A 19,215-nucleotide genomic window follows, 5' to 3' on the forward strand; every position below is an offset into this window, starting at 1 on the left:
AAAGGCAGCGTTGAGCATAACTGCGGGCCGTCGCTTTCGCGTTCAGCAAGAACCGCCACGCGCAAGCGTGGAGACTGTTAGAATGTACGATCTGCGCGTCGCATTCCCGGCGCTGCCTTCTGTTCCGAGGTTCCCATGCCATCCCCCGTCTCCGACCACGCCCCGGTTCCGTCCGGTTTTGGCGCGCTGGCGCTGCATCCCGACGTTTTGCGCGTACTGGCCGACGTCGGCTATGAATCGCCCTCGCCGATCCAGGCCGCCACCATCCCGCCGCTGCTGGAAGGCCGCGACGTGCTGGGCCAGGCGCAGACCGGCACCGGCAAGACCGCCGCGTTCGCGCTGCCGATCCTGTCGCGCATCGAGCGCAAGCCGGGCAAGCCGCAGGCGCTGGTGCTGGCGCCCACGCGCGAACTGGCGATCCAGGTGGCCGAGGCGTTCCAGACCTATGCCGCGCACCTGCCCGGCTTCCAGGTGCTGCCGATCTACGGCGGCCAGAGCTACGGCCCGCAGCTGCATTCGCTCAAGCGCGGCGTGCACGTCGTGGTCGGCACGCCAGGCCGCGTCATCGATCACCTGGACAAGGGCACGCTGGACCTGTCCGAACTGAAGTACCTGGTGCTGGACGAAGCCGACGAGATGCTGCGCATGGGTTTCATCGACGACGTCGAGAAAGTGCTGCAGGCGACTCCGCCGCAGCGCCAGGTCGCGCTGTTTTCCGCGACCATGCCCACGCAGATCCGCAAGATCGCACAGCGCCACCTGAAGGATCCGGTCGAAGTCACCATCAAGTCCTCGACCACCACCGCGGCGAACATCCACCAGCGCTACTGGTTCGTCAGCGGCATGCACAAGCTCGACGCGCTGACCCGCATCCTGGAGGCCGAGCCGTTCGACGCGATGATCATCTTCGCGCGCACCAAGCAGGCCACCGAGGAGCTGGCCGAGAAGCTGCAGGCGCGCGGCCTGGCCGCCGCCGCGATCAACGGCGACATCGCCCAGGCGCAGCGCGAGCGGGTGATCCAGCAGCTGAAGGACGGCAAGCTGGACATCCTGGTCGCCACTGACGTGGCCGCACGCGGCCTCGACGTGGAGCGGATCAGCCACGTGCTGAACTACGACATCCCGTACGACACCGAAAGCTACGTGCACCGCATCGGCCGCACCGGCCGCGCCGGGCGCAGCGGCGAGGCGATCCTGTTCGTCAGCCCGCGCGAGCGCGGCATGCTGCATGCGATCGAGCGCGCAACCCGGCAGCCGATCGAGCAGATGCAGCTGCCGTCGGTCGAGGTGGTCAACGACGTGCGCATTGGCAAGTTCAAGCAGCGCATCAGCGACATGCTGGCGCAGGGCGACCTCGGCCAGTTCCAGCAGTTGATCGAACAGTACGAGCAGGAACACAACGTGCCGGCAGTCGAGATCGCCGCCGCGCTGGCGCGCATCGCCCAAGGCGACCAGCCGCTGCTGCTGGCGCCACCGCCGAAGCGCGAGAAGTACGAACCCGCATCGCGCGAGCGCGTCGAACGCGCGATCCCGCGCGAACGCACGAGCAGCGAGCGGCGTCCGCCGCATGCGCGCGAAACAACCGCCGCCAGCCATCAGCCGCGCGAGTCCAGGTCGCACGAACAGCGGCCACGCGAACACGCCGCGCACGAGCGTGCGGGACACGAGCAGGCACCACCGCGCGACTTCGGCCAGCGTCCGCTGCGTGCGCATGCCACCGAAGAAGGCAAGCGCACGTATCGCATCGAGGTCGGCCACGAGCACGGCGTGAAACCGGGCAACATCATCGGTGCGATCGCCAACGAAGCCGGGCTGGACAGCCAGTACATCGGCCGCCTCAGCATTCGCGACCACTACAGCCTGGTCGACCTGCCCGACGGTATGCCGAAGGAAGTGTTCGAGCACCTGAAGAAGGTATGGGTAGTGCAGCAGCAGTTGCGCATCCACGAGTGGGACGGCAGCGACACCGGCAGCAGCGCAGCGCCGGAGCACAAGCCGGGCGGTTTCAGGAAGCCTGGCAGCTTCAAGCCGCGGCCCGGCGGCGCCAAGCCGCCGCGGCGCAAGTAAGCGCCCCGCGTCGCGTCGCCCGACAAGCGACGGCGCGATGACATGACGCGGGCGGGATCGTCACCGCCGCGAACCCGCCGCATGTCCAGCTGCAGCTCGGCGGTCGAACATCACCCCTCCCGCGAAGCCGGGCGGCTCGACGGGCCGGCACCGGCCACCGTCGCACCCGCAGGCGGCCGTGCGCGATCCGGGATAACCGGCGTCGGACGACCTCTTCACGAAAAATTCCCCTCAAAGCGCTATGACTCCGTCGTTCCGCCTGGAAATCCAGGGGCTCGCGATGCCGACGTCGCGTGAGGGTGGAACGGTCATCGGATCCCTGTCGTGCCTGGCCACCAAAGCTGTGCAACGCCAGTCGCACGCGCCGATCCTTTCCCATGCCGTTACCTCGTGGAGGGGAACCCATGTCATCACGAAACTTGACCGCCTTGAGCATCGCGCTGGGCGCCGTTTTCGGTCTGGCGACAAGCAACCAGGCCTTCGCCGAAAACGCGGCGCCGAAAGTGGAAGTGACGCCTGCCGTGAAACACGACACCTTGCGCTCCCTGCGCGGCACCATGCCGCGCCCGGAAGATTTCTCCAAGAGTCCCCGCATTCACCCGCTGCATCCGCTGCCGCCGCTGGCTCCGGGCAACCAGACCGACGGCGCCTTGCAACACAGCGTCACCGGGGCGTTTGCACCCGCGCTGGGCGCCGGTTTCGAAGGCGTCGGCCAGGGCTTCAGCGGCCCGCAGGGCACCTTCAGCGTCAACAGTGCCCCGCCGGACACCAACGGCGCGGTAGGCGCCACCCAGTACGTGCAGATCGTCAACACCGGCTTCGCGGTGTTCGACAAGGCCAGCAAGGCGGTGGTCTACGGTCCGGTGCAGAGCAACACCCTGTGGTCCGGCTTCGGCGGCCCCTGCGAGGCCGACAACGACGGCGATGCCGTGGTGGTCTACGACAAGGCCGCCAACCGCTGGGTCGTCTCGCAGTTCGCCGTCAGCGCCACGCCGTACTATCAGTGCGTGGCCGTGTCGGCCACCAGTGACGCCACCGGCGCGTACTACCGCTATGCCTTCTCCTACGGCAGCGTCTTTCCCGACTATCCGAAGATGGGCGTCTGGCCGGATGGCTATTACGAAACGTTCAACATGTTCAGCGGCAACACGTTCGCTGGCGCGAAGCTGTGCGCCTATGACCGCAGCGCGATGCTGAGCGGCGCCGCGGCCACCCAGCAGTGCTTCCAGTTGTCCACCAGCTACGGCGGCGTGCTGCCGGCGGACCTCGATGGCGCCACCGCGCCACCGGCCGGCGCGCCGAACTACATGCTGAACTTCACCAGCAATGCGCTGAACCTGTGGAAATTCCATGTGGACTGGGCGAACAGCGCCAACACCTCGCTGAGCGGTCCGCTCAACATTCCGGTGGCTGCTTTCGCCACTGCCTGCCGCGGCGGCAGCTGCATCCCGCAGTACGGTACGCGGCAAAAGCTGGACTCGCTGGGCGATCGCCTGATGTTCCGACTGGCCTACCGCAACTTCGGCGATCACGAGTCACTGGTGGTCAACCATTCGGTGCAGGTCGGCACCTCGCGCAAGAACCCGTATACCGGCGTGCGCTGGTACGAGATCCGCAATCCTGCCGGTTCGCCGGTGGTCTACCAGCAATCCACTTTCTCGCCGGACACCAGTTATCGCTGGATGGGCTCGGTGGCGATGGACAAGCAGGGCAACCTGGCGCTCGGCTACAGCGTCTCGGACAGTTCCATCCACCCGGCGATCCGCTACACCGGCCGCCTGGTCGGCGACCCACTGAACACGCTGGAGGCCGAGAACAGCATCATCGAAGGCACCGGATCGCAGAGCGGCAACAACCTGTCGCGCTGGGGCGATTACAGCGCGATGACGGTTGACCCGGTCGACGACTGCACGTTCTGGTACACCACCGAATACCTGAAGAACACCGGCTCGTTCAACTGGAACACGCGCATTGCGTCGTTCAAGTTCCCGGGCTGCCTATAAACAGGTTCCCGGGTATCCAGCATGCCCGTCACCGATCGCGGTGGCGGGCATCCCTCTCCTGCAGTTACAGATGCGGCAGCGCGCTCAGGCGCTCTGCGGCAGTGGCGGCTCGCCGGCGTCGAACGGGTCGAGCCAGTCCTCCGGCGTCAGCACCGGCAGGCCGTGCGCGAGGCGTGCCTTGTCGCACTGCGGACTGACCGTGCCGAACTCCCACGACGGCTGCACCTCACGGCACACCGACGGCCGCTGCGGATAGATACCGCAATGCGCCGCTACACCCACCGTGCCTTGCAGCGCCACACAGCGCGGCTGCGCGGCGTTGGTGCCGCGCATCGCCAGCCGGTGCGGATCAAGCTTCTCGGTCAACTCGGGCGGTACGCTGCCGCCGAGGAAGGCTTCCGCTTCCGACCAATGAAATGCCACGCGAAAGTACGCGCAGCAGGCACCGCAACGCAGGCAGGGATGTTCCATCGAAGCGACCGGGGGCGCCCCAGGGCGCGCAGGAGGCAGATTCTAGAGCAGCGGGCAGCGCTAGCGCAGCTTGAAAAGCCGGAGCTGCCCCCGCCTACCCTTCCCTGCAGGCAGGGGCGCGACTTTGCAGGCAGGCAGTCGCCTTGCAGCTGCCTGCCTGGGATCTCATGGTTCGCCGGCGAAGGTATCGCACTGGGCCATGTCGCCGCTGTCGAAGCCGGCCTTGAACCACTTCACCCGCTGCGCCGAGGTGCCGTGGGTGAACGTGTCCGGGCGCACCCGGCCCTGCGCCTGCTGTTGCAGGGCATCGTCGCCGATGTGGCTGGCTGCGTTCAGCGCCGACTCGATGTCGCCCGGCTGCAACCAGTTCAGGTCCCTCTGGCTGTGGTTGGCCCATATGCCGGCGTAGCAATCCGCCTGCAGTTCCTGCCGCACCGACAGACCATCGGCGCCGTCCATCGGCACGCCGCGCTGCTGCAGCTGGCGGACCTTGTCGAACACCCCGGTGAGCTTCTGCACGTGGTGGCCCACTTCGTGCGCGATCACGTAGGCACGGGCGAAATCGCCGGAGGAGTGCAGCTCGTCCTGCAGTTGCTGGAAGAACGCCAGGTCCAGGTACACCTTCTGGTCGCCCGGACAGTAGAACGGCCCCACCGCCGTGGTGGCGCCGCCGCAGGCCGTGGCCACGCCGCCGCTGAACAGGTGCAGCTTGGGCTCGACATAGGTCGCACCGCGCGCCTGGAAGATCTCGCCCCAGCTCTGCTCGGTCGAATGCAGGACCGCACTGACGAAGGCCTGCTGTTCGGGATCGACCTGGGCGGGCTGCCCGCTTTGTGTCGGCGTGCCCGGCAGGCCACCGCTCTGGTCCAGCAGCGCCAGCGGATTCTTGAAGAAGATCCAGCCCAGCAGCGCCAGCACGATCAGGCCGCCCAGGCCCATGCGGCCGCCACCACCAAAACGCGGACCACCGCCGCCACCGCTGTCGACCTCGACATTGCTGCTGCTGCCGCCTTTCCGCCAATCCATAGGAATCCCCTCATTGACTGATGCACACGCCCCGAATGCGCGCGTGGCGAAGATAACGCGTCGACCGGGATCACGCCACGGCGCCCACTGCCGCTAAAGTGGGTGACCTTTTGTGAGGATTCCAGCATGACCCACCTGCCCGCCCTGGTCACCCTGCTCACCGTGCTGCTGCTGTTCGGCACCATGTGGGCCGTCGGCCACGCCCGCGGCAAGTACGCCATCAAGGCGCCGGCCACCAGCGGGCACCCCGCGTTCGAGCGCGCCTACCGGGTGCAGATGAATACGCTGGAAAGCACGGTGATGTTCCTGCCCACGCTGTGGCTGGCGGCGAGCTACGGCTTCAGCGGCTGGGCCGGCGTGGCGGGGCTGGTCTGGATCGTCGGCCGCGTGTGGTACGCGCTGGCCTACCTGCGGGATCCCGCCAAACGCGGCCCCGGCTACATGGTCGGCATGCTCGGCTGGGCCGCGCTGCTGGTGCTGGCCTGCATCGGCGTGGGCCGGGCCCTGCTGGCCGGCTGAGCGTTCGGCGCCTGTTCGAGGCTCTCAGGCCAGCAGGCCGGGAGCCATCGCGCTCACTACCCATACGCGATGCGGCACCGCCATCGGCTCGGTCGCGTGGTGGGCCGCCAGCATGTCGGCCAGCTCGGCGTCGAAGCGCATCACCTTCGCCTCGTCCAGCGTGGCGCCGATGCCGGCGCTGGCACGGATGCGGCCGCGCCAGTCCACGTGGCTGTACGGCACGTCCAGGTCGAACGAGTACGTGCGCAGGTCAATGAAGCCGACCTCGGCCACGTCCTTCAGCCACGCCGGGTACAGGCCGCTGCCGCTGTGCAGTGTCCAGCCCGGGTTATAGGCGAGGATCAGCCGCTCGGTGTCCTGCACCATGTTGCCGGCCAGCGGCACCCAGTCGAAATGCGCGATCAGCAGCCGTCCACCCGGGCGCAACCACTTGCGCACCAGCGCCGCCGTGCGCGGCCGGTCGAACCAGTGCCAGCACTGGCCGGCGGTGATCGCGTCGAACGAGGCGGCGGCGAACTCGGCGTTCTCGACCCGCGCGCGCACTTGCGTCACCTGCACGCCGGCGGCCCGGTCCATCTCCGCGGCCTGCGCCAGCAGCGGCGCGGAATGGTCCAGCCCGGTCACCTCGCAGCCACGCACGGCCAGGCCACGGGCGACCGTGCCGGTGCCGGTGCCCAGGTCGAGCACCGCGTCGCCCCGGTGCACGCTGCCGTCGGCGATCAGACGTTCGAAGAAGGCGTCCGGAAACCCCGCTCGATGGCGCGCGTAATCACTGGCTGTCCTGCCGAAATCGATGGCCATCGACACTCCCCCGTGGTCGCGTGCAGGCGATGTTACCGGGACGACCTTGCGCTGCAAGTGATTGTGGCACGGCCCTGCCGGTCGGCAGGGTTGCACGGCCGGCCCGCGAGACACTAGCGTGGAGGCGCACACTCCGCCGTTCTTCCGCCACAGGCATGGTTACCGCATGGAAGTCAGCAGCACCGAGGTTCCTCCGCTGTCGCCTCCAGACACGGTGCCCCCACCGAATCCAGGCAACCCCGCGCCCGGCCTGCGTGCCAGCGCGGGAATCATCGCCGCCTACTTCGCGCTGCAGTTCGCCGTGAGCATCGTGTTCGCGTCGACCATCAGTGCAATGGCCGCTTTCCGCCACGCCGGGCCAGACATCGACACGGCGATCCGCACGACGCTGGGGCAGCCCGCAATGCAGGCGCTGCTGGCGATCCTCTCGCTCGGCGTGGCCGCGCCACTGACCCTGTGGCTGGCACGCCGCACCTGGCCGGCGCTGTGGTCGCTGGCGCAGCCGCCGGGTTTCGGCTTCGCGCCGCCGCGCCAGCTGCTGTTCTTCGCGCTGGCGGTGGCGGCCGGACTGGCGGCGCCATTCCTGGGCGCCGTGCTGACCCAGTGGCTGGCCCACGGCCACACGGTGACCCAGGACATCCGGCAGATCGGTGGCAATACTCCGCCGGGCTTGCGCCTGCCGCTGGTTCTGGTGGTGGTGTGCGTGGGGCCGCTGGTGGAGGAACTGCTGTTCCGCGGCGTGTTGTTGTCGGCGCTGATGAAGCGCGTGCACGTCGGCTGGGCAGTGGCCGGCAGCTCGCTGCTGTTCGCACTGGTCCACCTGCCGGGGCTGCAATACCAGTGGTACGCGCTGCCGAACCTGATCCTGCTGGCGCTGTTGCTGGCCGGGTTGCGGCTGCGTTCGGGCTCGATCTGGCCGGCGGTGCTGGCACACGGCGTCAACAACCTGCTGGCCGTCGCCGCCTGGTTCGTGGCGGTCAACCCGCCGGGCTGATCCCGCCATGCCGCAGCAAGCGCGCGGTCTCGAACAGCGGCAAACCCATCACCCCGGAATAGCTGCCGTCGCGGTGCGCGACCATCGCCGCACCGCGACCCTGGATCGCATACCCGCCAGCCTTGCCGAACGGCTCGCCGGTAGCGACGTAGGCAGCGATGGCCGGCTCGTCCAGTGTGGCAAAACGCACCTGCGACACGCACACCTCGCACTGCTCGTCTAGCGCGCCGACCAGCCACACCGCCGAGATCACCGCATGCGTGCGGCCCGACAGCCGGCGCAACATTGCCGCCGCGTCGGCGGCATTGCGCGGCTTGCCAAACACCTCGTCGTCCAGCACTACTTCGGTATCCGCGCCGAGCACCCGCGCGTCGCCCGTGTGCGCCAGCGCAGCGAGGCCGGCGCGTGCCTTGTCGCGCGCCACCCGGCTCACGTAGTCCCGCGGCGATTCGCCCGGCGCGCGCCGCTCGGGCACGTCGACGTCGAGCACGGCGAAATCCACGCCGAGCTGTTCCAGCAACTGGCGCCGACGCGGCGATTGCGAAGCGAGGTAAAGCACTGGCGTCACAGCGTCAGGCTGTATTCGCAGAACTGGCGGTCGCGCTGCCAGCCCAGCGATTCGTACAGCGCCTGCGCCGGCGCATTGTCCAGCGCGGTGGACAGCGACAGGCTGGCCGCACCCAGTGCATGCGCATGCTCCGCCGCCGCCCGCAGCAGCGCCGCCGCCACGCCTTGCCGTCGCGCCGGCGCGGCCACGAACAGATCATTGAGCAGCCAGGTGCGCACGGTGCGCACCGAGGAGAACAGCGGATATAGCTGGGTGAAACCCAGCCCCGCGCCGTGCTCGTCCAGCGCCAGCAGGATCAGCGACTCGCGGTGATGGAAACGCTCCGCCAGGAAATCCCGCGCCCGCGCGAGATCCGCTGGCTGGCCGTAGAACTGGCGATAGCCGTCGAACAGCGGCGCCAGCGTGTCGAGATCGAGAATGGTGGCTTGCCGGATCTGGAAGGGCATGGTGGGCTCCGCTGGAGGTCAGGCACGATGATACGGATGGCCAGCCACGATCGTGGTGGCGCGGTACAGCTGCTCGGCCAGCACCAGCCGCACCAGCATGTGCGGCAGGGTCAGCGGACCCAGCGACCAACGCTGGTCGGCGCGCGCCAGTACCTCGGACGCATGGCCGTCGGGGCCACCGATGAGGAACGCCAGGTCGCGCCCGGCCATGCGCCACTTCGTCAGTTGTTCGGCCAGTTCCTCGCTGGACCAGCTCCTGCCGCGTCCATCGAGTGCGACCACGTGGGTATCGGGTGGCAACGCCGCGAGAATCGCGCTGCCCTCGTCCTGGATCGCCCGCGCATCGTCGCGGCCCTTGCCGCGATTGCCGGGTTTCAGTTCTATCAGTTCCAGCGGCAGCTCGTGCGACAGCCGCTTGCGGTATTCGGCAAAGCCTTCCGCCACCCAGCCGGGCATGCGTTCACCGACCGCGATCAGGCGCGCGCGCATGCCCAGCTCGTATCAGGTAAAACGCGCGAAGCGCCACGTTCGCTTCCTCTCCCGCCGGGAGAGGATTGAGGTGAGGGCCACGCTTGCGATATCGCTGGTACAAGAAGCTCAGCCAGCTTGCGCAGCGTCGATTTCCTGCCCGTGGTCACCCACCGTCCACAGCCGCTCCAGGCCATAGAACTCGCGAATGCGCGGCAGCATCACGTGGACGATCACGTCGCCCAGGTCGACCAGCACCCACTCGCCTTCGGTCTCGCCTTCCACGCCCAGCGGCATCACGCCCGCCTTCTTGGCGAACTTGCCCACTTCGTCGGCAATGGATTTGACGTGGCGGGCCGAGGTGCCGGAGGCGATCACCAGCAGGTCGGCGATGGAGGTCTTGCCGCGGACGTCGATCTCGCGCACGTCCTTGGCCTTCAGTTCTTCGAGCGCGTCGATGACCGACTTGCGCAGGGTGGCCGTGGTGACGGCCTTGTTGCTACGGGCTGTGCTCAAGAGGGCGGGCCTCGATGCGGGATCGCAGCGCAAAATGGCGCGGGCGCAGTATAACCGCCCCAGCGCAACGGCACGTCAAGACGCCAGGCGGCCCCGGCGCGGTCGTTCAATGCGCCAGCGTGCGCCTGGCCAGCCGGTATTCGTGCATCAGCCGCGCCACCAGCTCGGCGGCCGGCTGCGGGCGCACCAGCGCGGCGGCCTGGCCGCACCATTCGGACAGCAGGTCGCCGCGGCCGGCTTCGGCGGCGGCGCGCCGCAACGGTGCGGTCAGTGCATTCAGCACCGGATACGGCAGGCCCTGCGCCGCCTCGGGCATCGCCTCGACGAAGCGGTTGCGCAGGCCGCGGGCGGCGCGCCCGGAGAAGCCGCGGATGGTGGTTACCTGGTGTTCCTCGACCCGTGGCAGGTCCCGCTTCCATGCCTCGGCGGCCGAGCACTCCGGGCAGGTGAGGAAGGCGGTGCCGAGCTGGCTGGCCGCCGCGCCGAGCACTTCCGCCGCCAGCATGCCGCGACCGTCCATGATGCCGCCGGCGGCGATCACCGGAATGTCGACCGCGCGTGCGGCCAGCGGCAGCAGCGCGAACAGGCCGATCATCGCGTCCTCGGCCTCGTGCAGGAAACTGCCGCGATGGCCGCCGGCCTCGGCGCCCTGCATGGACACCGCATCGGCACCGGCCTCGGCCCAGGCGCGCGCCTCGGCCACCGTGGTGGCGGTGCCGATCACATGGATGTCGCGTCGGCGCAGCTCGTGCAGTTGCGCCGGGCTGATCACCCCGAACGCGAAGATCGCCACCGCCGGGCGCGCCTCGCACAGCGCGGCGAACTGATCGGAGAAGCGCGGCGCCCAGCGCGACGGCAGGCTGGTGCGCACGGCGAGGCCTTCGCGCGCCATCAGCGCGTCGAGCTGCTCGCGCGCCTTCGCCACCGCCGCCATGTCGGCTGCGAATTCGTCCGGCAGCACGAACAGGCCGATCGCATACGGCCGATCGCCGAGCGCGCGGATCTGCGCTGCCTGGTCGAGGATCGCCTGCGGCTCCAGGTAACCGGCGCCGAGTGCGCCCAGGGCACCCGCGTTCGACACGGCCGCCACCAATGCCGGCGGCGTCGAACCGGACATCGGGGCCTGGATCAGCGGATGCTCGATGCCGAGCCCTCTGGTGAACGACGTGTCCATGGCATGGCGACCCGCAGCGGAAACGGGCCAAGTATCCACCTCCGTGGCACGCGGCAAAAGCCGCCGGCCAGCCGGCGGTTACCCGGCGTGGTTCAGCCGCCCTGCCCGGCCACGATGTTCACCGTGATCGCGATGATGAACACGTTGAAGAAGAACGCGATCACGCTGTGCAGCAGCACCACACGACGCAGATAGCGGCTGGTGATCTGCACGTCGGACACCTGGAAGCACATGCCGATCACGATCGCGAAATAGACGAAGTCCCAGTAGTCCGGCTGTTCGGTACCGGGGAACTCCAGCCCGGTGTGCTTGTCGCCGAAGTCGCCGTAGAAACCGTGCGCGTAGTGCATCGCGAACATGGTGTTGAGGAACAGCCAGCTCAGCACCACGCTGGTTGCACCCACCGCCAGAGCCAGCACGCCGCCGACCTTCGCTGCATGCAGTTCGCTGCCCAGCGCCACCAGCACCACGGTCGACAGCACGATGCCGCTCCACAGGATGCCCCAGCGCCCGGTATCCTGCGCTTTCGCCTGGCTGCGCATGTGGGTGGTCGAGGCCTTGTTGAACAGGCGCGCCAGGATGCTCAGGAACACCACCGCGGCAAGGTCGAATGCCAGCAGGATCGCCGTGGCCAGCCGCAATTTCATGGTCACCAGTAGCGCACTGGTCACCAGGAAGATGAGCAGCGAGACGACCATCCGCGGGCGTGCTCTCACATAGTGGAACGGCCGCCAGCGGCGCTTCTTCGATTGGGTCGTCACACCTGCTTCGTCGCTACTCACACCAGCCTCCCTGCGACGCGGCCATCGGCGTCGGCAACGCCGCGATCATAGCGGGAGTTTCAGGCAAGCAGATCGCGTTGCTCCGGGTGTCGCTGTATCCACACGCTGGCATACGAACAGGCCGACGCCACCTTCCAGCCTTCGCCACGTGCCGCGGTGAACGCGGCCTGCACCAGCGCCGCTGCGATACCGCGTCCGCCGACGGCCGCCGGCACCCCGGTGTGGGTGATCGTCATCACGCCGGACACCAGGGTGTAGTCAAGATTGCAGCGAACGCCGTCCACCTGCGTCTCGAAGCGATGTGCCGCGCGATCATGCTCGATGACCAAGGACATGCGAACTCCGGAACGTTGAAGGCAAACTGCAAGCATACGGTCTGCGCAAGGCAACCCCGCGTGAAGCCCGGCATCCGATCCATTCGCGCCACCTGCATGAACGCCCCGGCATAGTGACCGCCTGTCCGTCGCTGTCCATCGGGAGAAGCCCATGAAGAAATCCGCATCCGCGCATTGGTCCGGCAGCATCACGGAGGGCCGGGGCACGATGTCGACCGACACCGGCGTGCTGCGCGAGGCGCCGTACGGCTTCAAGTCGCGCTTCGAGAACGGCCCGGGCACCAGTCCGGAGGAACTGATCGCGGCAGCGCACGCCGGCTGCTACTCGATGGCGCTGTCGCTGGGGCTGGGCAACGCCGGCTTCACCGCCGACGGCATCGATACCAGCGCGACGGTGACCCTGCTCAAGGACGGTGACGGTTTCAGCATCACGGCGGTCGCACTGACTTGCCGGGCCAGGGTTCCGCGCATCGACGCGGCTACGTTCGACAACATCGCGCAGGCGACCAAGCTGGGCTGCCCGGTGTCCAAGGTGCTGAAGGCCACGATCACGCTGGACGCCCGGCTGGAAAGCTGACTCAGGCAGCAACCTCCGTGCGGCGCATGGTTGCAGCGGCCTGGCGCCGCTGTTGCACCGCCTGCGCCAGCCGCCGCAGCACCTGCACCGAGCTGTCCCAGTCGATGCAGCCGTCGGTGATGCTCTGGCCGTAGCGCAGCGGCTGGCCGGGCTGCAGCTCCTGGCGGCCGCCGAGCAGGTGGCTTTCCACCATCACGCCGAGGATGCGCCGCTCGCCGGCGGCGATCCGCGCGGCGATATCCTCGACCACCCGCGGCTGGTTCTCCGGGTTCTTGCCGCTGTTGGCGTGGCTGACGTCGATCATCACCCGATCGGCCAGGCCGGCCTTGCCGATCGCGGCGCAGGCGGCGTCGACGCTGGTCGCGTCGTAGTTCGGCAGCTTGCCGCCGCGCAGGATCACATGGCAGTCACCGTTGCCGCTGGTGGCGGCGATGGCGGCCTGGCCGTCCTTGGTCACCGCCATGAAATGGTGCGGCTGCGACGCGGCCTGCACCGCATCCACCGCGATCTTCACGTTGCCGTCGGTGCCGTTCTTGAAACCGACCGGGCAGGACAGCCCCGAAGCCAGCTCGCGATGCACCTGGCTTTCGGTGGTGCGCGCACCGATCGCGCCCCACGCCACCAGGTCGGCGATGTACTGCGGCGTGATCATGTCGAGGAACTCGCAACCGGCCGGCACGCCCAATGCGTTGATGTCGCGCAGCAGGCCGCGGGCGATGCGCAGGCCCTTGTCGATCTGGAAGCTGCCGTCCAGGTCGGGATCGTTGATCAGCCCCTTCCAGCCCACCGTGGTACGCGGCTTCTCGAAGTACACCCGCATCACGATCTCCAGCGCGTCGCCCAGCTCGCGGCGCAACGGCGCCAGCCGGCCGGCGTATTCCAGCGCGGCGCGGGTGTCGTGGATCGAGCACGGCCCGATCACCACCGCGAGACGGTCGTCGTTGCCGGCGAGGATGCCGTGCAGCGCCCGTCGCGAGGCATCGACCGTGGCCATCGCCGCGTCGGTGACGGCGCAGTCGCGCATGACCTCGGCCGGTGTGCCGAGGCGGGTGATGGCGCGGATGCGCAGGTCGTCGGTGGCGTGCATGGCGGCTCTCCTGGAGGATTTTCAGGTGGCGGCCATAAAAAAACCGCCCTGGGGTGGCGGTTCGGTGTGGTTCTTTCGATCAGTTCAAAACGATCGCGTCCGCGCCGCCGCCGTTGGCTTCGGGTAGCCGTAAAACCAGAAATACAGGCGGGCGGTGGCGGAATACATGACGCCATTGATAACACAATGGACGTCCAAATCAAACTCTCGACCAACGAAACGCTAGACTGGCGGCATGCCTTCGCCCCTCGACCTGCTGACCCGTCCCGCCCGCGAACCGGTCCGCCGCTGGGTGCTCAAGGCCTTTCCGCGCCCTGATACCGGCGGCCTCGACTACGACCATCCGCACGGCGATCCCGGCCTGTTCGGGCCGCACAGCGCGACCTGGCGCGTGCATTCGGACTTCCCCGGCATGCTGGCCGGCGGCCTCGCCGCGCTGACCCTGCAGACGCTGCACCCGCTGGCACTGGCCGGGGTGTGGAACCACTCCAACTTCCGCGGCGACCTTCTCGGCCGGCTGCGCCGCACCACCGCCTTCGTGGGCGGCACCACCTATGCGCCGCGCGCCCAGGCCGAGGCGCTGATCGCGCACGTGCGGCAGATCCATGACCACATCACCGGCCACGGCGAGGACGGGCGCCCGTACAGCGCCAATGATCCCGACCTGCTGACCTGGGTCCACGTCAGCGAGGCGTACTGCTTCCTGCACGGCTACCGCCGCTACAGCCACATCGCGCTGCCGCCCGGGGCGGCCGACCGCTACTACGGCGAAGTGCGGCGGATTGCCGAAGCGCTGGGGGCACGCGACGTGCCCGCGTCCGAATGCGAAGTCGCCGACTACTTCCGGCGCATCCAGCCCGAACTGGCGTACACCGAACGCTCGCGCGTGGTGCTCGGCTTGCTGGCGCAGGTGCGCCTGCCGGTGCCGGCGGCCGGGCTGTCGCGCGACCTGTTCCTGTTCGCCGGCCACGCCCTGCTGCCGGACTGGGCCGTGGCGATGCTGGGCCACACGCCATGGCAACGGCGCCAGGCGCGGCTGGCAGCGCACGCGCTGTGGTCGATCGCGCCGGTATTCCGTGTCGCCCTGAAGGACGGCATCGCCAGCCGTGCCTGCCGGCGCATGGACGTGGCGCCGGAGCAGTTGTCGCGCTGGGCGTAGCTCCGCCCCGTCAACCAGCATTGACAGCGTCCCCCTATCGGCTAACGTCACCCGGTAACGTCAGCCGGGGGCGCCTGTGGCAACACTCATCCCAACCCGCAACAGCTGCCTGCCGCGCATGACCGGCGGCGAGAAACGCGTCTCCGAACGGCTGGAACAGAAGCTCGAAGACGACTACCTGCTGTGGTACGACGTGCCGGTCGGGCTGAAGCAGCGCCATCCGGATTTCGTGGTGTTCCACCCGCGCCGCGGCCTGCTGGTGCTGGAGGTGAAGGACTGGAAGGCCGACACCATCCGCCACGCCGACAGTACCCAGTTCACCCTGGTCACCGAGCGCGGCCTGGTGAAGGAGAACAGCCCGCTGCTGCAGGCGCGCGCGTATGCGCTGGAGATCGGCGTGGTGCTGGAGCGCGATCCGGCACTGCGTCATCCGGAAGGCTCCCGCCACGCCGGCAAACTGATCATGCCGTGGGCGTGGGGCGTGGTGCTGGCCAACATCACGCGCAAGCAATTCGACGAAGGCGCGCTGGGTGAAGTGCTGCCCGAGCACCTGGTGATCTGCCGCGACGAGCTGTACGAGACGGTCGACGCCGAAGCATTCCAGGAGCGGCTATGGGCGATGTTCCCGCAGGTGTTTCCGGTGGCGCTGACCTTGCCGCAGATCGACCGCGTGCGCTGGCACCTGTTCCCCGAGTTGCGGGTCGAGGCCGGCAGCGGCCAATTCGGCCTGTTCGGCCCCAGCGACGCCGCGGTGCGGCCGCTGGAGATTCCCGACCTGGTCAAGGTGATGGACTCGCAGCAGGAACAGCTGGCGCGCTCGATCGGCGATGAGCACCGGATCATCCACGGCGTCGCCGGCTCCGGCAAGACGATGATCCTCGGCTTCCGCGCGATGCAGCTGGCACGTGAACTGGGAAAACCCATTCTGGTGCTCTGCTACAACAAGACGCTGGCCGCGCGGCTGGAGCAACTCATCGGCGAACGCGGCCTGGGCGAGAAAGTGCAGGTCTACAACTTCCACAAGTGGTGCCGCAAGATGCTGGTGGCGTACCACGAGCCGCTGCCGCCCGGCAGCGGCAAGGCTTTTGCCGACGCGCTGCCGCCGGCAGTGATCGCCGGCGTGGACCGCGGCCAGATTCCGCGCGCCCAGTACGGCGCGGTGCTGGTCGACGAAGGCCACGACTTCGAGCCGGACTGGTACAAGCTGATCGTGCAGATGATCGATCCGGAAACCAATTCGCTGCTGGTGCTGTACGACGACGCGCAGAACATCTACGGCAACCCGAACCGCCGCAAGATCAGCTGGAAGAGCCTCGGCGTACAGGCGCAGGGCCGCACCACCATCCTCAAGCTCAACTACCGCAACACGCTGGAAATCCTCTCGGTCGCACGCACCTTCGCGCAGGACCTGCTCGCCTCGCGCCTCGACGAGGCCGACGGCGACGGCGTGCCGCTGATCGCGCCGGAAAGCGCCGGCCGCCGCGGCGCCGTGCCCGAGCTGGTGCGCACCGACACCGCGCGCGCGCAGATGGACGTGCTGATTGCACGGCTGCGCGACGAGCACGCGCATGGCCGTCCGTATTCCGCGATGGCGGTGATCTACCGCAACCAGTGGGAAGGCGAAAAGCTGCACGAGGTACTCAAGCAGTTGGACATCCCCAGCCGGCTCGCCGACAACACCGGCAAGCACACCCTGTTCGTGGTCGAGGACAGCGTCAAGCTGGTCACCATGCACTCCAGCAAGGGGCTGGAATTCCCGTTCGTGATCATCCCCGGCATCGGTGGCATGCCCAAGGAAGGCCAGAACGAGTCCGACGAAGCGCGCCTGCTCTACGTGGCGATGACCCGCGCCACCGAACACCTGCTGCTGATCCATCACCTCGACTCGGTGTTCTCCAAGCGCATCCGCGATTCGATCAACGAGGTCTCCGCGCAGCTGGCCGGCGGCTGAGCGCGGTTTCTACGCGGCCGGGTTCCGGTACGGCGCCAGCAGCGCCGGATCGTCGAACAACCCCGCCGGCAGCAGGTAGCGCGGGTCGCGGCCGGTGGCGAGCAGCTCACGGATGCGGGTGGCGGAGATTTCCAGCGGCGTCACCGCCAGCTCGATCACCTTGCCGGCGGGCCATGCACGCAGCTCCGCGGCGTCGGCGATGCGGCGGCCGGCCACTTCGCGCTCCAGCTCATCCGGCAAGCTGGCGGCAACCCCGGGTCGGCTCAGCACGCCGATGTGCGCCGCCTCGAACAGCTCGCGCCAGCGATGCCAGCTGGCGAGGCCGGCGAATGCATCGGCGCCGAGCAGCAGCACCAGCGGGCGCCCGCCCTGCTCCGCGCGCAGCTCGTATAGGGTGTCGATGGTGTACGACGGGCCGGCGCGATCCAGTTCGCGCGTGTCGAGCGTGAGCCGCGACTGGCCCTGCAGCGCGGCACGCAGGATCGCCACCCGCTGCGCCGCCGATGCGATCGGCGGCGCACGGTGCGGCGGCACGCTGGCCGGCAGCAGGCGCACCTCGGCGTCGAGCAGTTCGGCCGCTTCCCACGCCACGCTGAGGTGGCCCAGGTGCACCGGGTCGAAGGTGCCGCCGAACAGTGCCAGTGGTTTGTTTGCAGTGTGTGGCAAGAGCTACCCCTCCCCAGCCCTCCCCTGCACGCAGGGGAGGGCGCAATCAGGCGAGCGCGCGGGCGGCGCGTGGTTCGGCGATGGCGGCGATCAGCCGTTCGGCTTCCTGCCACGGGTTGCCCTGCTCGCGGCCCTTGACCATGCGGTCGATGCGCGCGGCGCGGGCCAGGCATTGCAGCCAGTGCTCGCGCGGCGCGCGGCGCAGCGCCTGGCGGAACTGCTGCGCGCGGCTGTCCCACAGGTGCTCGGCCTTGGCCTGCGCGGTAAAATCCGGCGCATTGGCCAGGCGCAGCGCCAGCTGCAATTGATTGACCAGCCAGCCCATCAGCGCCAGCAGTTCGTCGCCCTCGGAACGCAGCCCGGCGAGGACGCGCAGCGCACGCGCGCCGTCGCCGGCAAAGGCGGCATCGGTGAGCTTGAACACGTCGTAGCGCGCGCTGTCGGCGACCAGGTTCTCCATCTCGGTGGCGTCGATGCGGCCCTCACCGTGCAGCACGACGAGCTTGTCGACCTCCTGCGCCGCGGCCAGCAGGTTGCCTTCCACGCGCTCGGCCAGCAGCGCCACCGCATCGGGCGTGGCGGACAGGCCACGCGAGGCGAGCCGTGCGCCGAGCCATGCGCCCCACTGATCCGGCCGCGGCGAGTTGAACACCACCATGGTGCCGCTGGCGTCCAGCTTCCTGCTCCAGGCGCCGTCGTGCTTGTTGCTCCACTCCATCGCGGTGACCAGCAAGGTGACGTCCGGCGGCGGATCAGCGCAGAACGCGCCGATCGCCTTGGCGCCGTCGATGCCGGGGCGGCCGGTGGGCAGGCGCAGGTCGATCAGCCGGCGGGTGGCGAACAGCGACATGCCGGCCGCCGCACGGGCCAGGTCGTTCCAGTCGAAATGCTGGCCGACCTCGAGCACCTCACGCTCGCTGTAGCCCAGCTTGCGCGCCTGCGCGCGCAGCGCATCGGCGGCTTCCAGCACCAGCAGTTGCTCGCCGGCCAGCAAGTAGACCGGCTGCAGGCTGTCCGCCGCCAGCGCCTTCTGCCATTGGCCGGGACTGAGCGGCATCAGTGCGTGCTGGCAGCGCTTGCCGGTGCGGCCAGCTCATGTTTGCCGGCGGCCTGCAGGCGGAACAGGATCGCCTGCACCATGTCGTCGTTGAGGCTGCGCTGGATCTCCTCCACCTGCGAGGCGTTGCCGACCGTGTTGGTCGCGTCGTAGCTGTACTCGCGCGACATGTCGATGCGCTGGTGCGGCACCAGCACCTGCCCGGCCGGATCGAGCACGTCGAACTGCACCTGGTAGCGCACCGCATACTCGGTGATGCGCACGTAGCCGCCGGCACTCAGCGTCTCGGTGCTGAAGGCCGCCACCGGCACGCGCAGCTCGGCGATGCCCGCGCCGCTGTCGTCCTCGATGGTGACGCCGGACGTCTGCAGCGCACGGGCCAGGTGGCGTTCGAGCTCGCCACCGCCGTTGACGCTGAGATGCACTCGCTGCATCGCCGGCGGCAGGGTTACGTTCTCGCGCAGGTGGAAACCGCAGGCGCTTAGTGCAAGCGCCGTGGCCAGCAGCAGCGAGGCTTGGAACAGGCGGCGCGCTTTCAAGAAGCTCAT

The 19,215-nt window shown here is 68.6% G+C and carries 21 protein-coding genes; 7 read left to right on the plus strand and 14 right to left on the minus strand.

The window, feature by feature from the left end:
• The first annotated feature begins 135 nt into the window (after positions 1-135).
• Together QQA13_RS10475 and QQA13_RS10480 are read left to right on the plus strand one after the other, a co-directional pair.
• Entirely contained in the window at positions 136-2,067 is a 1,932-nt protein-coding gene (locus QQA13_RS10475) for a DEAD/DEAH box helicase (protein WP_108472490.1), read from the plus strand.
• A 404-nt stretch (positions 2,068-2,471) separates the two neighbouring features.
• Positions 2,472-4,070 (plus strand): hypothetical protein, encoded by a 1,599-nt coding sequence (locus QQA13_RS10480; RefSeq protein WP_108472489.1) that lies wholly within the window; start codon positions 2,472-2,474, stop codon positions 4,068-4,070.
• Positions 4,071-4,154: 84 nt separating this feature from the next.
• On the opposite strand, the gene QQA13_RS10485 is transcribed toward QQA13_RS10480, so the two are convergent.
• Both QQA13_RS10485 and ypfJ read right to left on the minus strand, forming a co-directional pair.
• On the minus strand, positions 4,155-4,541 hold the full coding sequence (locus QQA13_RS10485) for a YkgJ family cysteine cluster protein (RefSeq protein WP_108472488.1): 387 nt from the start codon (positions 4,539-4,541) through the stop codon (positions 4,155-4,157).
• Positions 4,542-4,706: 165 nt separating this feature from the next.
• A complete protein-coding gene (gene ypfJ, locus QQA13_RS10490) occupies positions 4,707-5,567 on the minus strand; it encodes a KPN_02809 family neutral zinc metallopeptidase (protein ID WP_108472487.1) in 861 nt (286 codons plus the stop codon).
• 126 nt (positions 5,568-5,693) lie between these two features.
• On the opposite strand from ypfJ, the gene QQA13_RS10495 reads away from it, so the two are divergent.
• Complete coding sequence (locus QQA13_RS10495) at positions 5,694-6,086, plus strand: MAPEG family protein (RefSeq protein WP_108472486.1); 393 nt, start codon at positions 5,694-5,696, stop codon at positions 6,084-6,086.
• Positions 6,087-6,110: 24 nt separating this feature from the next.
• On the opposite strand, the gene QQA13_RS10500 is transcribed toward QQA13_RS10495, so the two are convergent.
• Positions 6,111-6,887, minus strand: a complete 777-nt coding sequence (locus QQA13_RS10500; protein ID WP_108472485.1) for a class I SAM-dependent methyltransferase — start codon at positions 6,885-6,887, stop codon at positions 6,111-6,113.
• Between the two features lie 166 nt (positions 6,888-7,053).
• Between QQA13_RS10500 and QQA13_RS10505 the strand changes: the two genes are divergently transcribed.
• Positions 7,054-7,881 carry a CPBP family intramembrane glutamic endopeptidase gene (locus QQA13_RS10505; protein WP_108472484.1) on the plus strand — a complete coding sequence of 276 codons (828 nt, stop codon included), beginning with the start codon at positions 7,054-7,056 and terminating at the stop codon, positions 7,879-7,881.
• On the opposite strand, the gene QQA13_RS10510 is transcribed toward QQA13_RS10505, so the two are convergent.
• The 7 genes from QQA13_RS10510 to QQA13_RS10540 form a co-directional block, all read right to left on the minus strand.
• Positions 7,865-8,440 (minus strand): Maf family protein, encoded by a 576-nt coding sequence (locus tag QQA13_RS10510; protein ID WP_108472483.1) that lies wholly within the window; start codon positions 8,438-8,440, stop codon positions 7,865-7,867. The genes QQA13_RS10505 and QQA13_RS10510 overlap by 17 nt on opposite strands.
• A 5-nt stretch (positions 8,441-8,445) precedes the next feature.
• Complete coding sequence (locus tag QQA13_RS10515) at positions 8,446-8,895, minus strand: GNAT family N-acetyltransferase (protein ID WP_108472482.1); 450 nt, start codon at positions 8,893-8,895, stop codon at positions 8,446-8,448.
• Between the two features lie 18 nt (positions 8,896-8,913).
• Positions 8,914-9,384 carry a 23S rRNA (pseudouridine(1915)-N(3))-methyltransferase RlmH gene (gene rlmH / locus QQA13_RS10520; RefSeq protein WP_108472481.1) on the minus strand — a complete coding sequence of 157 codons (471 nt, stop codon included), beginning with the start codon at positions 9,382-9,384 and terminating at the stop codon, positions 8,914-8,916.
• A gap of 108 nt (positions 9,385-9,492) precedes the next feature.
• Positions 9,493-9,879 (minus strand): ribosome silencing factor, encoded by a 387-nt coding sequence (rsfS, locus tag QQA13_RS10525; RefSeq protein ID WP_108472480.1) that lies wholly within the window; start codon positions 9,877-9,879, stop codon positions 9,493-9,495.
• A 106-nt stretch (positions 9,880-9,985) separates the two neighbouring features.
• Positions 9,986-11,053 (minus strand): NAD(P)H-dependent flavin oxidoreductase, encoded by a 1,068-nt coding sequence (locus QQA13_RS10530; RefSeq protein ID WP_108472479.1) that lies wholly within the window; start codon positions 11,051-11,053, stop codon positions 9,986-9,988.
• A gap of 92 nt (positions 11,054-11,145) precedes the next feature.
• The gene (locus QQA13_RS10535; protein WP_428992344.1) at positions 11,146-11,814 is read right to left on the minus strand and encodes a DUF1345 domain-containing protein; all 669 of its coding nucleotides are present in this window, start codon (positions 11,812-11,814) and stop codon (positions 11,146-11,148) included.
• An 80-nt stretch (positions 11,815-11,894) separates the two neighbouring features.
• A complete protein-coding gene (locus QQA13_RS10540) occupies positions 11,895-12,170 on the minus strand; it encodes a GNAT family N-acetyltransferase (RefSeq protein ID WP_108472477.1) in 276 nt (91 codons plus the stop codon).
• A 151-nt stretch (positions 12,171-12,321) separates the two neighbouring features.
• Between QQA13_RS10540 and QQA13_RS10545 the strand changes: the two genes are divergently transcribed.
• Positions 12,322-12,747, plus strand: coding sequence for an OsmC family protein (locus QQA13_RS10545; protein WP_108472476.1), 426 nt, complete (start codon positions 12,322-12,324; stop codon positions 12,745-12,747).
• A gap of 1 nt (position 12,748) precedes the next feature.
• Here the strand turns inward: QQA13_RS10545 and QQA13_RS10550 are convergent, their stop codons facing one another.
• A complete protein-coding gene (locus QQA13_RS10550) occupies positions 12,749-13,834 on the minus strand; it encodes a 3-deoxy-7-phosphoheptulonate synthase (RefSeq protein WP_108472475.1) in 1,086 nt (361 codons plus the stop codon).
• 235 nt (positions 13,835-14,069) lie between these two features.
• Here QQA13_RS10550 and QQA13_RS10555 point away from each other — a divergent pair, with 235 nt between their 5' ends.
• The gene (locus QQA13_RS10555) at positions 14,070-14,993 is read left to right on the plus strand and encodes an oxygenase MpaB family protein (RefSeq protein ID WP_108472474.1); all 924 of its coding nucleotides are present in this window, start codon (positions 14,070-14,072) and stop codon (positions 14,991-14,993) included.
• 76 nt (positions 14,994-15,069) lie between these two features.
• A complete protein-coding gene (locus tag QQA13_RS10560; protein WP_199909862.1) occupies positions 15,070-16,944 on the plus strand; it encodes a 3'-5' exonuclease in 1,875 nt (624 codons plus the stop codon).
• A 9-nt stretch (positions 16,945-16,953) separates the two neighbouring features.
• Here QQA13_RS10560 and nadD read toward each other — a convergent pair whose 3' ends face one another.
• The 3 genes from nadD to lptE are packed head-to-tail and all read right to left on the minus strand — an operon-like array spanning position 16,954 to position 19,215.
• Positions 16,954-17,610: a nicotinate-nucleotide adenylyltransferase gene (nadD, locus tag QQA13_RS10565; protein ID WP_108472472.1), complete on the minus strand. Its 657-nt coding sequence runs from the start codon at positions 17,608-17,610 to the stop codon at positions 16,954-16,956.
• A gap of 46 nt (positions 17,611-17,656) precedes the next feature.
• The gene (gene holA / locus QQA13_RS10570; RefSeq protein WP_108472471.1) at positions 17,657-18,667 is read right to left on the minus strand and encodes a DNA polymerase III subunit delta; all 1,011 of its coding nucleotides are present in this window, start codon (positions 18,665-18,667) and stop codon (positions 17,657-17,659) included.
• Entirely contained in the window at positions 18,667-19,215 is a 549-nt protein-coding gene (gene lptE / locus QQA13_RS10575; RefSeq protein WP_108472470.1) for an LPS assembly lipoprotein LptE, read from the minus strand. The genes holA and lptE overlap by 1 nt, the downstream gene beginning before the upstream one ends.

It is taken from the genome of Rhodanobacter thiooxydans (genome assembly GCF_030291135.1).
GTDB classification, from domain to species: Bacteria; Pseudomonadota; Gammaproteobacteria; order Xanthomonadales; family Rhodanobacteraceae; genus Rhodanobacter; species Rhodanobacter thiooxydans_A.

Bases quoted from the DNA above. Each gene is read 5' to 3' on its own strand.
- QQA13_RS10475 (WP_108472490.1), top strand. From the start codon at position 136: ATGCCATCCCCCGTCTCCGACCACGCCCCGGTTCCGTCCGGTTTTGGC.
- QQA13_RS10480 (WP_108472489.1), top strand. From the start codon at position 2,472: ATGTCATCACGAAACTTGACCGCCTTGAGCATCGCGCTGGGCGCCGTT.
- QQA13_RS10485 (WP_108472488.1), bottom strand. From the start codon at position 4,541: ATGGAACATCCCTGCCTGCGTTGCGGTGCCTGCTGCGCGTACTTTCGC.
- ypfJ (WP_108472487.1), bottom strand. From the start codon at position 5,567: ATGGATTGGCGGAAAGGCGGCAGCAGCAGCAATGTCGAGGTCGACAGC.
- QQA13_RS10495 (WP_108472486.1), top strand. From the start codon at position 5,694: ATGACCCACCTGCCCGCCCTGGTCACCCTGCTCACCGTGCTGCTGCTG.
- QQA13_RS10500 (WP_108472485.1), bottom strand. From the start codon at position 6,887: ATGGCCATCGATTTCGGCAGGACAGCCAGTGATTACGCGCGCCATCGA.
- QQA13_RS10505 (WP_108472484.1), top strand. From the start codon at position 7,054: ATGGAAGTCAGCAGCACCGAGGTTCCTCCGCTGTCGCCTCCAGACACG.
- QQA13_RS10515 (WP_108472482.1), bottom strand. From the start codon at position 8,895: ATGCCCTTCCAGATCCGGCAAGCCACCATTCTCGATCTCGACACGCTG.
- rlmH (WP_108472481.1), bottom strand. From the start codon at position 9,384: ATGCGCGCGCGCCTGATCGCGGTCGGTGAACGCATGCCCGGCTGGGTG.
- QQA13_RS10530 (WP_108472479.1), bottom strand. From the start codon at position 11,053: ATGGACACGTCGTTCACCAGAGGGCTCGGCATCGAGCATCCGCTGATC.
- QQA13_RS10540 (WP_108472477.1), bottom strand. From the start codon at position 12,170: ATGTCCTTGGTCATCGAGCATGATCGCGCGGCACATCGCTTCGAGACG.
- QQA13_RS10545 (WP_108472476.1), top strand. From the start codon at position 12,322: ATGAAGAAATCCGCATCCGCGCATTGGTCCGGCAGCATCACGGAGGGC.
- QQA13_RS10550 (WP_108472475.1), bottom strand. From the start codon at position 13,834: ATGCACGCCACCGACGACCTGCGCATCCGCGCCATCACCCGCCTCGGC.
- QQA13_RS10555 (WP_108472474.1), top strand. From the start codon at position 14,070: ATGCCTTCGCCCCTCGACCTGCTGACCCGTCCCGCCCGCGAACCGGTC.
- holA (WP_108472471.1), bottom strand. From the start codon at position 18,667: ATGCCGCTCAGTCCCGGCCAATGGCAGAAGGCGCTGGCGGCGGACAGC.
- lptE (WP_108472470.1), bottom strand. From the start codon at position 19,215: ATGAGCTTCTTGAAAGCGCGCCGCCTGTTCCAAGCCTCGCTGCTGCTG.